Origin of the sequence: Rhizobium sp. CC1099, assembly GCF_029714385.1 — a bacterium.
Classification (GTDB): Bacteria; Pseudomonadota; Alphaproteobacteria; order Rhizobiales; family Rhizobiaceae; genus Rhizobium.
Genome location: NZ_CP121641.1, coordinates 2,065,306 through 2,078,138, shown reverse-complemented (window position 1 = coordinate 2,078,138; position 12,833 = coordinate 2,065,306). Strand labels below are relative to the sequence as shown.

The 12,833-nt window shown below is 58.4% G+C and carries 16 protein-coding genes and 2 pseudogenes; 10 read left to right on the top strand and 8 right to left on the bottom strand.

Annotated elements, in window-relative coordinates; translation table 11 throughout:
- Positions 1-296: 296 nt before the first annotated feature.
- A complete protein-coding gene (locus QA644_RS10645; protein WP_283069254.1) occupies positions 297-1,334 on the bottom strand; it encodes an IS110 family transposase in 1,038 nt (345 codons plus the stop codon).
- 166 nt (positions 1,335-1,500) lie between these two features.
- Positions 1,501-1,698, bottom strand: coding sequence for a hypothetical protein (locus tag QA644_RS10640; protein ID WP_283072283.1), 198 nt, complete (start codon positions 1,696-1,698; stop codon positions 1,501-1,503).
- A 534-nt stretch (positions 1,699-2,232) separates the two neighbouring features.
- On the opposite strand from QA644_RS10640, the pseudogene QA644_RS10635 reads away from it, so the two are divergent.
- The 5 genes and pseudogenes from QA644_RS10635 to QA644_RS10615 form a co-directional block, all read left to right on the top strand.
- Positions 2,233-2,941, top strand: a pseudogene (locus QA644_RS10635) (ATP-dependent DNA ligase); the annotation flags it as partial.
- A 277-nt stretch (positions 2,942-3,218) separates the two neighbouring features.
- Entirely contained in the window at positions 3,219-3,665 is a 447-nt protein-coding gene (locus tag QA644_RS10630; RefSeq protein ID WP_283072282.1) for a nuclear transport factor 2 family protein, read from the top strand.
- A gap of 103 nt (positions 3,666-3,768) precedes the next feature.
- A pseudogene (locus tag QA644_RS10625) lies at positions 3,769-4,022 on the top strand (ATP-dependent DNA ligase); the annotation flags it as partial.
- 576 nt (positions 4,023-4,598) lie between these two features.
- Positions 4,599-4,841 (top strand): hypothetical protein, encoded by a 243-nt coding sequence (locus QA644_RS10620; protein WP_283072281.1) that lies wholly within the window; start codon positions 4,599-4,601, stop codon positions 4,839-4,841.
- Between the two features lie 25 nt (positions 4,842-4,866).
- Positions 4,867-5,121, top strand: a complete 255-nt coding sequence (locus QA644_RS10615) for a hypothetical protein (protein WP_084796962.1) — start codon at positions 4,867-4,869, stop codon at positions 5,119-5,121.
- A gap of 385 nt (positions 5,122-5,506) precedes the next feature.
- On the opposite strand, the gene QA644_RS10610 is transcribed toward QA644_RS10615, so the two are convergent.
- Positions 5,507-5,866 carry an SPW repeat protein gene (locus tag QA644_RS10610; RefSeq protein WP_239598309.1) on the bottom strand — a complete coding sequence of 120 codons (360 nt, stop codon included), beginning with the start codon at positions 5,864-5,866 and terminating at the stop codon, positions 5,507-5,509.
- 242 nt (positions 5,867-6,108) lie between these two features.
- Between QA644_RS10610 and QA644_RS10605 the strand changes: the two genes are divergently transcribed.
- Positions 6,109-6,267, top strand: a complete 159-nt coding sequence (locus tag QA644_RS10605; RefSeq protein ID WP_239598311.1) for an entericidin — start codon at positions 6,109-6,111, stop codon at positions 6,265-6,267.
- A 61-nt stretch (positions 6,268-6,328) separates the two neighbouring features.
- On the opposite strand, the gene QA644_RS10600 is transcribed toward QA644_RS10605, so the two are convergent.
- Positions 6,329-6,733: a hypothetical protein gene (locus QA644_RS10600; protein WP_074068851.1), complete on the bottom strand. Its 405-nt coding sequence runs from the start codon at positions 6,731-6,733 to the stop codon at positions 6,329-6,331.
- Positions 6,734-6,990: 257 nt separating this feature from the next.
- On the opposite strand from QA644_RS10600, the gene QA644_RS10595 reads away from it, so the two are divergent.
- Entirely contained in the window at positions 6,991-7,179 is a 189-nt protein-coding gene (locus QA644_RS10595; RefSeq protein ID WP_074068850.1) for a hypothetical protein, read from the top strand.
- A 6-nt stretch (positions 7,180-7,185) separates the two neighbouring features.
- Here QA644_RS10595 and QA644_RS10590 read toward each other — a convergent pair whose 3' ends face one another.
- The 4 genes from QA644_RS10590 to QA644_RS10575 form a co-directional block, all read right to left on the bottom strand.
- The gene (locus tag QA644_RS10590; RefSeq protein WP_039846821.1) at positions 7,186-7,422 is read right to left on the bottom strand and encodes a hypothetical protein; all 237 of its coding nucleotides are present in this window, start codon (positions 7,420-7,422) and stop codon (positions 7,186-7,188) included.
- Positions 7,423-7,509: 87 nt separating this feature from the next.
- Entirely contained in the window at positions 7,510-7,740 is a 231-nt protein-coding gene (locus QA644_RS10585) for a hypothetical protein (protein WP_022714918.1), read from the bottom strand.
- A gap of 122 nt (positions 7,741-7,862) precedes the next feature.
- Positions 7,863-8,834, bottom strand: coding sequence for a DMT family transporter (locus tag QA644_RS10580; protein WP_283072280.1), 972 nt, complete (start codon positions 8,832-8,834; stop codon positions 7,863-7,865).
- Positions 8,835-8,943: 109 nt separating this feature from the next.
- Positions 8,944-9,204, bottom strand: a complete 261-nt coding sequence (locus QA644_RS10575; protein WP_239598316.1) for a hypothetical protein — start codon at positions 9,202-9,204, stop codon at positions 8,944-8,946.
- Between the two features lie 248 nt (positions 9,205-9,452).
- Between QA644_RS10575 and QA644_RS10570 the strand changes: the two genes are divergently transcribed.
- The 3 genes from QA644_RS10570 (at position 9,453) to QA644_RS10560 (ending at position 12,799) form a co-directional block, all read left to right on the top strand.
- Positions 9,453-10,898, top strand: a complete 1,446-nt coding sequence (locus tag QA644_RS10570; RefSeq protein ID WP_283072279.1) for an MFS transporter — start codon at positions 9,453-9,455, stop codon at positions 10,896-10,898.
- A 273-nt stretch (positions 10,899-11,171) separates the two neighbouring features.
- Positions 11,172-12,227, top strand: a complete 1,056-nt coding sequence (locus QA644_RS10565; RefSeq protein WP_283072278.1) for a histidine kinase dimerization/phosphoacceptor domain -containing protein — start codon at positions 11,172-11,174, stop codon at positions 12,225-12,227.
- 20 nt (positions 12,228-12,247) lie between these two features.
- Positions 12,248-12,799: a DUF924 family protein gene (locus tag QA644_RS10560; RefSeq protein WP_283072277.1), complete on the top strand. Its 552-nt coding sequence runs from the start codon at positions 12,248-12,250 to the stop codon at positions 12,797-12,799.
- Positions 12,800-12,833: the final 34 nt, after the last annotated feature.

Sequence of the window (12,833 nt, the reverse complement as noted above, 5' to 3'; positions counted from 1 at the left end):
TGACCTATTCCATATGTGGACGGCCCCCTGCTCGCAAGATATTCTGAGACGATTTTGATCCGATCGCTTGCGCCCATATGTCCGGCCTGTTGTTGCGCTCACATAGACGCTGGCCAAGATGGTTTCCGCGACGTGAGTTCCAAACATCTCTGCGACCTTGTAAAAGGCCAAAGGATAGGACGGATTGTCTCACGTCTTGGATCGATCGATCACACCATCTGCTCCTATCTTGCAAGTTCGAGAATCAGCAACTCAACGCGGATTGTAAGTTAGAACTTCCCGTGTCGTGCTGATCTTTATGTCGCGTCAGCCACCAGAGCGGACGCATATTTTGCGTTGTACCTTTCTCCGGACACCATGATCTTCCAGGCGATACGCGCCATCTTGTTGGCGAGTGCGACCGCTGCGAGTTTCGACGGCTTGCGCTTGAGCAGTTCGGCCAGCCACGAAGAGGCCTTACCGTGTCGTCGAGCATGTTGAATGACAGCCGTTGCCCCGGCCACCAGCACCGCTCGCAATGTCTCATCGCCTGCCCGCGTGATGCATCCGAGTCGCAGCTTTCCGCCGGTCGAGTGATCCTTTGGCGTCAGCCCAATCCACGCCGCGAATTGGCGACCGGATCGGAATAGCTCTGGCGCCGGTGTCTTCATGATCAGAAGCGCCGCGCCGATCGGGCCGATGCCGGGAATAGTATTGAGACATTTGCAGCGTTCGTCGGCTCGCTGCCATGCCATGAGCCTGGCATCCACGTCCGTAATCTTTTCTTCCAGCTGGGCGTATTCCTCCGCCTGACTCGCGAACAATTCCCGTGCCAGCTCCGGCACGGTCTCGTCGGACTGTATCCGTTCAAGCAGCAAGGGAATATGCGCCAGCCCCTTGGCGACGGAAATGCCAAATTCAGTGGCGTAACCTCGCATTGCATTGGCGAGTTGGGTGCGGTTGCGGATCAAGCGATCCCGGACGCCGACCAACATGGTGGCGGCTTGCTCATCGGCTGCCTTGACCGGCACGAACCGCATCGTTGGGCGGCTCATCGCCTCGCATAATGCCTCAGCGTCGGCAGCGTCATTCTTGCTCCGCTTTACATAAGGCTTCACGAGCTGCGGCGCGATCAACTTCACCTCATGCCCGAGCGAGGTCAGCAGCCGAGCCCAGTGATGGGAGCCGCCACAGGCTTCGATGGCGATCACGGTTGGCGGACAAATCCTGAAGAAGTCGATCATTTCCTTGCGGCGCATCTTCTTGCGCAAGACCGGTTTCTCAGCGGCGTCCACGCCGTGGAGCTGAAAAACATGCTTTGACGTGTCCATGCCGATGCGAATAACCTTGTCCATGGGCGGCTCCCTTTGTTTGAGATCTTAACGACTCACTCTGGCACGTTTCGATGCCGTTCGGGGGCCGTCCACACCAACATCTCTGGTGGAGAAGGTACGCCGGCACGAGAGCTGATCATTATGAAGAGGGCGACGTGAGTTGCTGTGGCAGCAGCCGTGCGAAGGGCTAGTCTTCTGGCCTTCTGAGGTGCCCGCCATGGGCTTCATCGTAACGGTGGAGCGCATTCAGATAACCTGAAAGGGCTTCCGCTAACTGATGCGACAAGCCTGTCTGGAGTTGGCTCTTCCAGGTGGCTATCTCATCGGTGTCACTGTCGACAACACGGTATTTGGCGTTGCCCTCTGCCTCAATCCGATACTTCATGCCCAGTCTGCCTGCTGGTTTTGATGGTGAACTAGACATCGCTAGAACGGTTTCAACCGCCCTTGGCGAACAGTTCGAGCGGCGAAGCAGATTAATCTGTGGTTCTGGACAAAAAAGCGGCCCTGCGGACGGGGTGCTGAGCAAGGCCAGGTCGCCGGCTAGATGCGCGTGCGTGGTTAGTAGCGCCGCGCAATCCGTTCAATTCAACGACTTAACCGTCGAAATCGTTCCGCTAGCACATAAAAAGCCCCGCCGAATGAAGCGAGGCAGTGTGCTTTGGAGAAGTTAGTTCTGATACAGGCACAAGTGCCTGGCGGCGGACCGCACGGCCGCCATGCAGGAGTGAATGCATGACGGACAGGAGGTACTGATCCAGCGCTGCGCCCGAACTGTAAATCGCCATCCACAGAGACAAAGTCCTGGTGCTCTTCGCCCGGCCATGTCTCCCGCCATTTGTATTTCGGCTGATATTCTTCCGTCGTCATTGTCTCAAATTTCGTTTTCTTTTTAAGTATTCCCTGATGTAATCATCGGATGGCAAAGTCTCCACCTTCAAAGCCTCTGCTCGCCACCGATAAGCCGCTTCGCTCCCGAGCACGCAAGCCGCGAGATCCAGCACAGCCTAATCTTCCCCTCGATCCCATGCCAGACCGCATAGCTCCGTGCCTTGCGTTGCTCAAACCAAGGCCGCCAAAGGGACCGGAATGGGCATTCGAAATCAAATGGGACGGATACCGCTTAGCCATTCATATCGAGGCGAAAGGCGTTCGCGTCATAACCCGCGGCGGCCACGATTGGACAGATCGATTTCCGGCCATCGCAAAAGCGGCGAAGAAGCTCGACGTGGCGACCGCGATCCTCGATGGAGAGGCGGTCGTGCTCGACGAGCAAGGCCGTTCTGATTTCGGCTTGTTGCAGCAATCGCTCGGCGGCCGCGGCGGTAAGCGTACCTCAGACGAAGCGATCTTCATGGCCTTCGACCTTCTCTATTTCGACGGCCGCGATCTGAGGAAGTTGGAATTCACCGCGCGCCGGCATCTGTTGGAAGGGCTGATCAAGAGCAGGGACGATGTCATCCGGCTTTCGGAAGAGATCGAAGCCGACGGAGACCGGCTGTACTTTGCTGCCTGCGAGCACGGCCTCGAGGGCAGGCTTCGCGATTGTCGGCTATGAGCATTCGTTCGTTGCGCGTGCCGGGATTGGTTCATTGCTGCTCGGCGCGCGCCAGGGCCGCAAGCTAGTGGTAAAAATCTGACGCTTGGTACCCGATGCGGATTACCTGTTCCGACCCTGAGCTGCCATTCGAGCGTTGCGGTCGCGTCTTGAGAAGGACACTGCTCACGGCCGCCACGTTCAGCGGCCGCCTGCGCCACGGCGATAGCGGCCGTGGCAGTGCGCGGAAGCCCCGCGCGTCCGCCGAGGAATAATTCGTCCTCGGTGTCGGAATGCGTCGGTGCCGTTCGTCCTATGGGCGCGAAAGAGGAATCCCTATCTTGTCCTCAGCGGAAGGATGAACTGCCATGCCCACTGAAACGACGACACCGCTCGGTTCGGCGGCGCGGGCAACTCTGGCGAGGTGGCTCGCCATGGTCGCAAGCGGTGACTTTGGCGAGCTGGACACGATCATTGCCGCCGAGGCGATCTACCATTCGCCGGTGGAGTGGCACCCCTATCCGGGACATGACCTGGTGTGCCTTCTGGTCCGAACCGCGGCGGGGGTATTCGAGGACTTCAGGTATGAACGCCAGATGGCGGGCGGCGACAGCGCCATGCTCGAATTCGCCGCGCATGTCGGCGACATCCAGATGAAGGGCGCGCATCTCATCCGCTTCAACGCCGATGGGGAGATCTTGGACATCGACCTGATCGCGCGGCCGGCCAAGGGCGTCATGGCCCTCGGTAATGGGGTAGGGGACAAGATCGGACCGCAGATCAAGGCGGCGCTGGCCGCCGCAAGCCGGGCGTGACGGTGGCGGACTAGGGGAGCTCAATGCGAATCGCCTCTGATGTCCGCTTCCCACCCTGAGCGGGCCTACGGCTCCGGTACCAAGCGTCAGATTTTGACCACTAGTCTATGTCGGATCGGTCGGGACTGGCTTCAATGAACGAACGGCCCATGAGCTACGCGCCGCACTCGACAAGTTGAAAGTGAAGAAGCCACCTGTCGAATATTCCGGCCGTCGCAAAATATCGTTTGGGTGAAGCCGACGCTGGTTGCCGAGGTCGAATATCGGGCATGGACGCATGACGGAAAGCTGCGGCAGTCGTCATACAAGGGGCGGCGCGATCCGGAGGAGAATGCCGGGATTTACGAGATTGAGTGAGGCTGAAGTCAGTCCCGTTTTTGGCGCGGGCGAATGTCACGTGCTGCATTCCGTTGCGGTCACTCGACAACTGAGCGGCCAGCGCCTTCTATGAGCTCGCCTGCCGCGACCGTTTCCCAATGTTCGCCCGTCATGGTGCGCTTATCGATATCTTAGGCGCGATCGACATGATCGCCTTACCCTCACCCGGTTCGTTCCCGACATGCCAGAACAATGAAAGGATGACGAACGCCACAACGAATAGTATCGATATGATCGATAGCGAGTTCGGCCGGAGAGTGAAGCCACCAACGCTAGTAGGTTGAATGTGTGCCATGTCTGCCCCTCTGCCCGTCGCCTTGGGGAATCGCCGGTCATTGTGACATTAGGTCAGTGAGCATGGACAAAAAAGCTATCCCTTTTGGGTACTCTTGGTCCCTTTAGTACGCCTTCTGGGTGACCTACTGATTGCCGAGATCGAATATCGCGCGTCGACGCACCACGCTCGAGCCGGAGGAGGATGCGGATATTTATGAGATTGAATTAAAGCGAAGGAACCCGGTCGTCGCCGCGGAAGTTCGGCGACGGGAGGTTCCCATGGTTCGCCGCAGATTGACAAAGGGACCGAAGGCCGCGTCCGTGCAACTGATAGATCGCTCATGGTCAGTGCTGGACAAGGAAACGGGCCTGCCTGTCGAGGCATCCGGATGCACGCTCACTGGATTGTCCCGTGAGGAGGCAGTCGACATAGCCGCGCGGCTAAACGCTGCCTACATCGATCACATCTCCGACACTAACCCGGAACATCATGAGAGCCATGGTGTTGAGGATGGATCATAACTGAAGCTAATGGGAGGATCATCCAATGCTTCTGAAACTCATCACCGTCTCTGTACTTTCGATCGGTCTTGCAACTTCGGCCATGGCTCAGGCCAGCGGCGGTTCTGGTGGAACTAGTGGTTCTGGCCAGTCCGGCGACACGTCAGGTTCCGGTACCGGATCTGGTACTTCAACCTCTGGGACGAGCTCTTCCGATAAAGACAAGGATTCCCAAGGCAAGCAAGAGTCTTCCGACTGCGCACCAGGTCAGGTTAAAAATGCGGCCGGCAACTGCCAGTAAAATCTCGCAGATGTTGAAGGACAAACCCCGCAGTAACTCTGCGGGGCCTTCGGTTCAAAAGCTGCGCTGAAGGATAACGCGCCGATCTATGAGATCGAATAGCGGTTTCCAATTCGCGATTTGTTCACGGAGTTTTTCGGGTTTTTTGACACCCCATTGGAAACCACTTTCCTTGCTTTGCAGGGCCTGTAGAGATTTCTAGATTACTCTTAATCAGCGGGTCGTAGGTTCGAGCCCTACATCACCCACCATTTTCCCTATTATGCAGGGCATTCAGTAGAACCGTAAGAACGAACAAACGTTTCGCGAGGCGGCTGTTTTGCTGTACGCCGCCTCACTGCCTTATTGCATGCTATCCAGCCAGTCGGACTGCTGTTACCCGCGCCTAGGCGTGAGCATGCGGATGATGAACATCCCAGACTGCCCATAGCGATATCGCAGCGACGAGCACTCCCATGATGACGGCCGTCCACATCGCTGCTGCGCTGGCCGCAAAGCCGAGCGCCCATGGCGAGGCAATCAACCATAGGCCGACTACCAGGTTTGCCCATTCCTCCCATTCGGCGAAAGCCGAAAGCGCCGTGATCGCCAGGGCGCCGAGAATGATGCCGACGATCCATGCGTTCCAGGTCGGCGCGGCTTCAGCCGCAAAGCCGACAACCCATGGCGAGATGAACAAGCATACCGCCAGGACCAGGTTGACCCAATCCTGTATCCTTCTTCCTTCCATCAGTGCGTTTGCCATAACAACCTCCCAGCATGATGCCTAGCTAAGCATCATTCCCGCGTGCACTGCACGCCTATTAATATAAGTAATTTCTGATGTTCATCATTCAAGTGGCTGCGCCGATGAGGCCTTCGCGTCGAATGGCGATCTTCGTATTCATGATTTGGGATTGAAGACCGGAGTTGTTCGACCCACGGCATTGATTTTGCCGTTTTGTGTAACATGTTCACGGCATTGCCAATTCCTATCAGGGGATATCGATGCCGAAATCCATGCTCGCCTTCGCCTGCCTCGCGGCACTGCTGCTTTCGTCTTGCGGAAATACGGCCTGGGGCCTAAAGCGTGATGGCCAGGAAGCGAGCCGCGCTATGGACGACGCGTCGCATCGCGTGCTGTCAGCTGATTCGAAAAAGAGGTAGATGTTGGGCTAAGCGGGAGGCAGCATGGGCTGCCCCTCGCTTTTGCGTCTGAGTCTTGATCCTACCGCACCGGTGCTGCTGACGGGGTAATTGCCGGTTCCTTCGGCGAGAAGATGATGAAGGCGAAGAGCAGAGCGCCGGCGAAGATGATCAGTGACGAAACGGCGACGACCGGCTCCATGGCCGCATTCCCCCGCAGCATCATGTAGAGCGCCGGGACCAATACCGTAAGGCCCGCCGTGTAGATGTAATACTGGATCATAGCGATGCGGCGTTCCGCTTTCTTCGGGTTCAGTGCATGATACCCTCCGAAAATCGCCATGCTGACCCAGCCCAAGAGATTACAGTGGGCATGGGCGCCGATAACGGTATGATCGTGGGAAATGGCCATGTTCAAACCGATGGCGATCCCGATAATGAAGAAGACGATTGCGGTCTTGAAGTAAAGTTCTGCTACGCGTGGCATGAGTTCCCCCTATGTTTTATCCATGTAAAGAATACCACTTCCTTGCGGGTAGGAAAATGCGGAAGGTGAAAGTAAATCCACATCCCCTGCAGGGAGAGACGCACTGCTCTCTTCGCGGCAGCGGCTCTTTGCTTAGCCAAAGGCGGCCCTTGATTTCGTCTTCTGTCCGCGAAGTATGGTTAATTTTTAACTATCTCGGGGATATGACGGAACGGAAGCGTGCCGCCGGCCGTTAAGGCGGCGAACTGGAGGAGCCCATGATCTTTAGAATCGTTACCGCCAAATCCGAAGTCGAAACCGACGACACCGGCACCTATCCCGACGGTATCTTCGAATCGAACCGCATCGATTTCAGCGCTCGCCGTAATGACCGCTATCCTTCGTCGCATGAGCGTGATTATGGTCCGAGCCGCAAGGTTGCGGTAATCCCGCTGGGCCTTGCCTGAGCCGGTTCAGGCGGTCTTTTCCGTCAGTGCGCGGAATGGAAACTTGCGGCTGCATTCGCAGCGGATGATGTATGTTTCCTGGAAATTCGAGGATTTTTGTTCGAAGAAGCCTTTGGGCAGCTGATCGACACGAAATGCGGGATTCTTGCGCGAAGGGTGGTCGTCCTCCGAGGCCTCGGCGAAGCCGGTATTGCCGCATTGCGGGCAGGTCAGCTTTTTCGAAAAACGGTCTCGTGCGGCCATCGGCTTCCTCTTCATTTTTATCGCGTCATACAGCTGAAAGGCTGCACATGAAAGCCAGAATGCTTTCATGCAGCGGCACCAGCCCATTTAAGGTGCCGGCGCTTCGACCTGGGGCGGGGGTCGTGTAGAGCCGGTCGTCGCCTGATCAGGACCGGGTGAAATGGCTATGCTGCCGATGATGATGACAACGGCGATCGCTCCGGCGATCCCGAAGGTCCAGATCAGCCAGCTCCGCCGCTCCTCCGCCAGTAGGCGCGTTTCTTCCTCGGCGGGCGACGGCGGGACGGGCTCACCGCGTTCCTTGGGTTCATCAGTCATGAAAACTCCCTCTTTTATCTGGAACAAGCGCCTCTCCGGATTGTTCCGTTGCCGAAGGAGCTAAAGACTGTCCCGGCTTTCGAATAGCAGCGAGCGAGGGCCGGACTATGGCCACTGCGGGCCTATTCGGCAGGATGTTCCACGCCGTCGAAGCTGGCTTCAGCAAGCTCCGCCGTTGCAGAGACGGGGGCCTGATTGTCCACCGAGACGACGGCGGCCGGAAGCGGCGTACCGCGCTTGCGTTCGCGGGCGAGCGTGAGCAGGCCCGAGCAGATGATCAAAACGATGCCGGCGGCCATCGGGAGATCGATGGTATCATCAAAGATGAGATAGCCGAAGACGATTGCCCAGATCATCTGGCTGTACTGAGGCGGGGCGACAAGGTTTGCGGGCGCGAAGCGGGCCGCCGTCATCAGAAGCACGTTGCCGATCGCCCCAAGAATGCCATAGCTCGCCATGAAGAGCCACTCGCGCGGCGTCGGAACGGCAATATCCGAGAGCATCAGAAGGCCGCTGACGATCAGCGTTCCGAGAAGCCCGGCGCCATAGAGCGAAATGCGCTTTTCGGCGGGGCCCATTGCCCGCAGGATGACGATGGAAATGGCTGCGCTCAAGCCGCCGATTGCGGCCGCCAGATGGCCCGCCGACAATTCGCGAAAACCGGGCCTCAACACGATCAGCACGCCGATGAAACCGACGACGACAGCCGTCCAGCGCTGCCAGCGCACGTCCTCCTTAAGAAAGATGACCGAGAGAACCGTCACGAAGGAGGGCAGCAGGAAGAGGAGACAGAAGGCCTCCGCCATCGGCAGCTTCGTGAAGGCGATGATCGAGGCGATCGCGCCGATCGCTCCGCAGACGAAGCGAAGCGCCCACAGTATGCGGTTCGATGTCTGGACGATATCGAGCCAGAAATCATCCCGCGCTTTGATCACCGGCAAAACGACCAGGCCGAAGATCGAGCCGATGAAGGCCACCTGGTAAGACGGGATCGCACCGTGAAGGATCTTGATCGAGGCATCGCTAAAAGCGAAGACTGCATAGGCGGCGAATGCGACGAGGACACCGCGGAGCGGCGAATGGGTGGGGGACATGTTCTCGAATCGAACTTGAGGAGGGTGTCTCCCGAATACGAAAAAAACCTTGCGGAGAGCAGATGCGGTTGCGAATAGCTGCCATGCGAATGGGCACTGCTCTTTCCGTCTACGTCAATTCGCTGCGAAGCTCTGCTCCGTATTCACGGTAGATGCTCAGGCAATCCGTGTAGCTTAGCGAACCGTGCTCACCGTAGATGATATGCACGGCCGACGCATCGGTTGCCGATTCTTCGGAGACGAAGAGGATCGCCTCGCCAAGCGACTTGCCGGTGATGGGTAGGTCAGTTCCGTCTTCCTGTGTCATTCCCTTGACGATGGCTGCAATCTTGCGATGGCTGAAAACGGCGCGGCGGTCTTCCGGCGTCATCGAAATATCCTCGGTTGAATTCCGGCGTGGCGAAATCTGCCGCCCCGGTCATCATCAAACGTTTGTGAAGCCAATTTGTGCCGTTGATGCGTACAGGATCGCGCAGGAAACCGGAAATTGTAAGCGGGCACGGACCGTTTTGACTTTTCCCGGCAGCGTAAGGAGCGTATTCAGGGTGCCGAATTCCTGCCTGCCCGGTTCCCAGCGGCGATACGCACTTCTCCTCCGCAATGCGCAATGGCATATCGATGACAACACTACAGACGAGTGAAAAAACGGACGAAGCGCCGAGCGCAGGTCAGGCGAAGATCGTTGCGCTGGTCGTCGCCGTATCGTTCTTCATGCAAATCCTCGACGGCACGATCGTCGCGACCTCGCTGCCGCAGATGGCGGCGAGCTTCGGCGTGCAGCCGGTCTCGATGAGCATCGGCATCACCGTCTACATGCTGACCATGTCGGCTTTCATCCCGCTTTCCGGCTGGCTTGGCGACCGTTTCGGTGCGCGGCGGATATTCCTGGCGTCGATTGGCGTCTTCACCGGGGCATCGCTCTTCTGCGGGCTTTCCGGCAGTCTTACGGAATTCATCGTCGCACGTGCGATCCAGGGCGCCGGAAGTGCGCTGATGACGCCGGTCGGGCGCATCATCGTTTTGAAGAGTGCGCCGAAGTCTGAATTGGTGAATGCGATCGCGCTCATCACCTGGCCGGCGCTGACGGCTCCGGTCATCGGACCGGTGCTCGGCGGCTTCATCACAACCTATGCAAGCTGGCACTGGAACTTCCTGATCAATATTCCGATCGGCCTTCTCGGCATGGCGCTCGTGCTGCGCTTCGTGCCGGAGCAGCGCGAAGAGAACCCGGGTCGTCTCGATGTGCCGGGCTTCATCCTGAGCGGTGCCGGAATGACATTCGTGCTTGCCGCGCTCGAGCTCTCCGTGAAGCGGGAAGGCAGCCTGCTTCTAGTCTTTGCCATGCTTGCAACCGGCATCGTGCTTTCCGTCATGGCCACCCGGCATTTCCTGAAGGTGGAAAATCCGCTGCTCGACCTCTCGGCGTTCAAGGTCCAGACCTTTGCGATTTCGACGCTCTCTGCGGGCACGGCCTGCCGGGTAGCGATCAACGCCACGCCCTTCCTGCTGCCGCTGTTGTTCCAGCTCGGTTTCGGTTTGAACTCGATTGCCGCGGGCACATACCTGCTGGTTTATTTTCTCGGCAATCTCGGCATGAAAGCAGTGACCACGCCGCTGCTTGCGCAGTTCGGATTCCGCAATGTTCTTTGCGTGAATGGGCTGATTGCGGCTTTATGCATCATTGCGTGCGGCTTTTTCACGCCGGATACGCCGCTGGCGGTGATCTACGCGATCCTGCTTGCGGCCGGTCTTTCACGCTCGATGGAATTCACCGCGCTGAACACGCTTGCCTTCGCCGATATCAGCCCGGCGCAGCGCAGCTCTGCCTCGACATTATCAAGCATGCTCCAGCAGGCCGCCATGCTGCTCGGCGTCGCTGTTGCGGCGGCTCTGCTTAATATCTCAACCGCGCTTCGCGCGGCACTGGAGCCTGCGCTTATCGATTTCCGCTGGGCCTTTTTGGCGGTCGGCCTGATGGGGATCGTGTCGTCGTTACGCTTTTTCAGTTTGCCTGCAGATGCCGGCGCGGAAGTGTCCAAGCACAAGCGCTTTCAAGAAAAGTGAAGGCGATGGAACCATTCCGGTCCGGCTGCGTTTAGTTTCGGGTTTGCGCATCTTTCTGCGTTCGCAGTATCTTTTTATCCCGCGGAGTCTCCAGCGGGCGGGGTCATATTGCCGGCATGATTTCAAATGCGAACTTCCTTCGATTGAAGGTCTGCAGGGGGACAGAGGCTTTGCCGCTGTTTACGCGCAATGGCCGATACAATACGACATTCGAATGCAGGCGACCCGGCCGCCGGGCAGTTGCGTTGCTGCTTGGCAAAGTCCGGAGGCCCAATGCGTGACTCGGCTGATGATGCGGATCTCGAAATCCGCATCCTTTACATCGATGACGACGAAACGCTCGCGCTGCGGCTGAAGGAGAACCTCGCTCGCCATGGTTTCGCGGTGGAATGGGCGCGAGACGGCGCGGCCGGATTGAAGCGGATTGCTGAAGGCGGCATCGATGCTGTCGTGATCGACCATCTCCTGCAAACGGAAACCGGACTCGATGTCCTGCCGCAATTGATGGCGCTGCCGGATCATCCGCCGGTGATCTATGCGACTGCCTCCGACGACTCCGGCATTGCCGTTGCGGCGTTGAGGGCGGGCGCCGACGATTATGTCCTCAAGGGCAGTTCCCCCGATTATTTCGATTTGCTTGCGGCGACGCTGGAGCAAGGGCTGGAACGTGCGCGCTACCGGCGCGAGACGGCTGATGCGCAAGAAGTGATCCGCCAGCAGAGGGACCGCGCCGAAATGCTGCTTGCCGAAGTCAATCATCGTATCGCAAACAGCCTCGGCCTTGTCGGAGCGCTGATACGCATGCAGTCGTCGATGACGACGGACCAGGTGGCGATCGACGCGCTGCACGAAACGCAGATGCGCATCAACGCCATCGCGAGCGTCCACCGGCGCCTCTACAACAGCCGCCAGATCGGCACCGTGCAGCTTGACGAATATGTCGAGAACCTTTTGAGCGAACTCGAGGCTTCCATTCGCGACGACAAGCGGCCGCACCGAATCGTTCTGACCGCCCAGCCGATGGATCTGCCGACCGACAAGGTCGTCACGCTTGGCCTCATCGTCAGCGAACTCGTCACCAACGCTTTCAAATATGCCTATAATGAAGGTGTTGAAGGCGAGATCAGGGTCATCGTCGAGCAAGCGGGCGAGCAGTTGCGTCTCGTCGTGGAGGACGATGGCGCCGGCTTCGACCATTCCAGCCCCGCGAAGGGCACCGGCCTCGGCACGAAGATATTGACCGCGATGGCAGCAAGCCTCAAATCGGAGTTGACCTATGACCCGGCCCACCGCGGCACCCGGGCCATACTGGTCTTTTCCATCGATTGACTGGCGCAGGGAGGGGAGCGGTGGCCAAGATATGCACGCCGGAGGAGGTGTATTCCTTCTGGTTCGAGGAATGCAGCCGCGAGCAGTGGTTCGAAAGGACCCTCTCACTCGATGAGGAAATTCGGCACCGTTTCCGGGATACGCACCTGGCACTGGCGGGCGGCGTGATCGGCGCCTGGCATGCGAGCCCGCAGAACCGGCTCGCCGCGGTCGTCGTGCTCGATCAGTTTCCGCGGAATATCTATCGGAACACGCCGCTTGCGTTTGCGACCGACGGATTGGCGCTTCGCGAGGCGAAACTGGCGCTCGATGCCGGTGCCGATCAGATGGTCGAGAAAGAATGCAGGACATTCTTCTACCTGCCTTTCGAGCATGCCGAGGACATGGCGGAGCAGGAGCGGTCGGTGATGCTGTTTCAGGCGCTTGGCGATGCGGAATATCTCGATTATGCCATTCGCCATCGCGACGTGATCGCTGCCTACGGCCAGTTTCCGCACCGCAACGCCATCATCGGAAGAGTTTCGACGACGGCCGAACTGGATTATCTTGCCGGGCCCGGCGCCGGTTTCTGAGCGGCGAAAACAACTTCCGCCTTTCTGTCGCCTT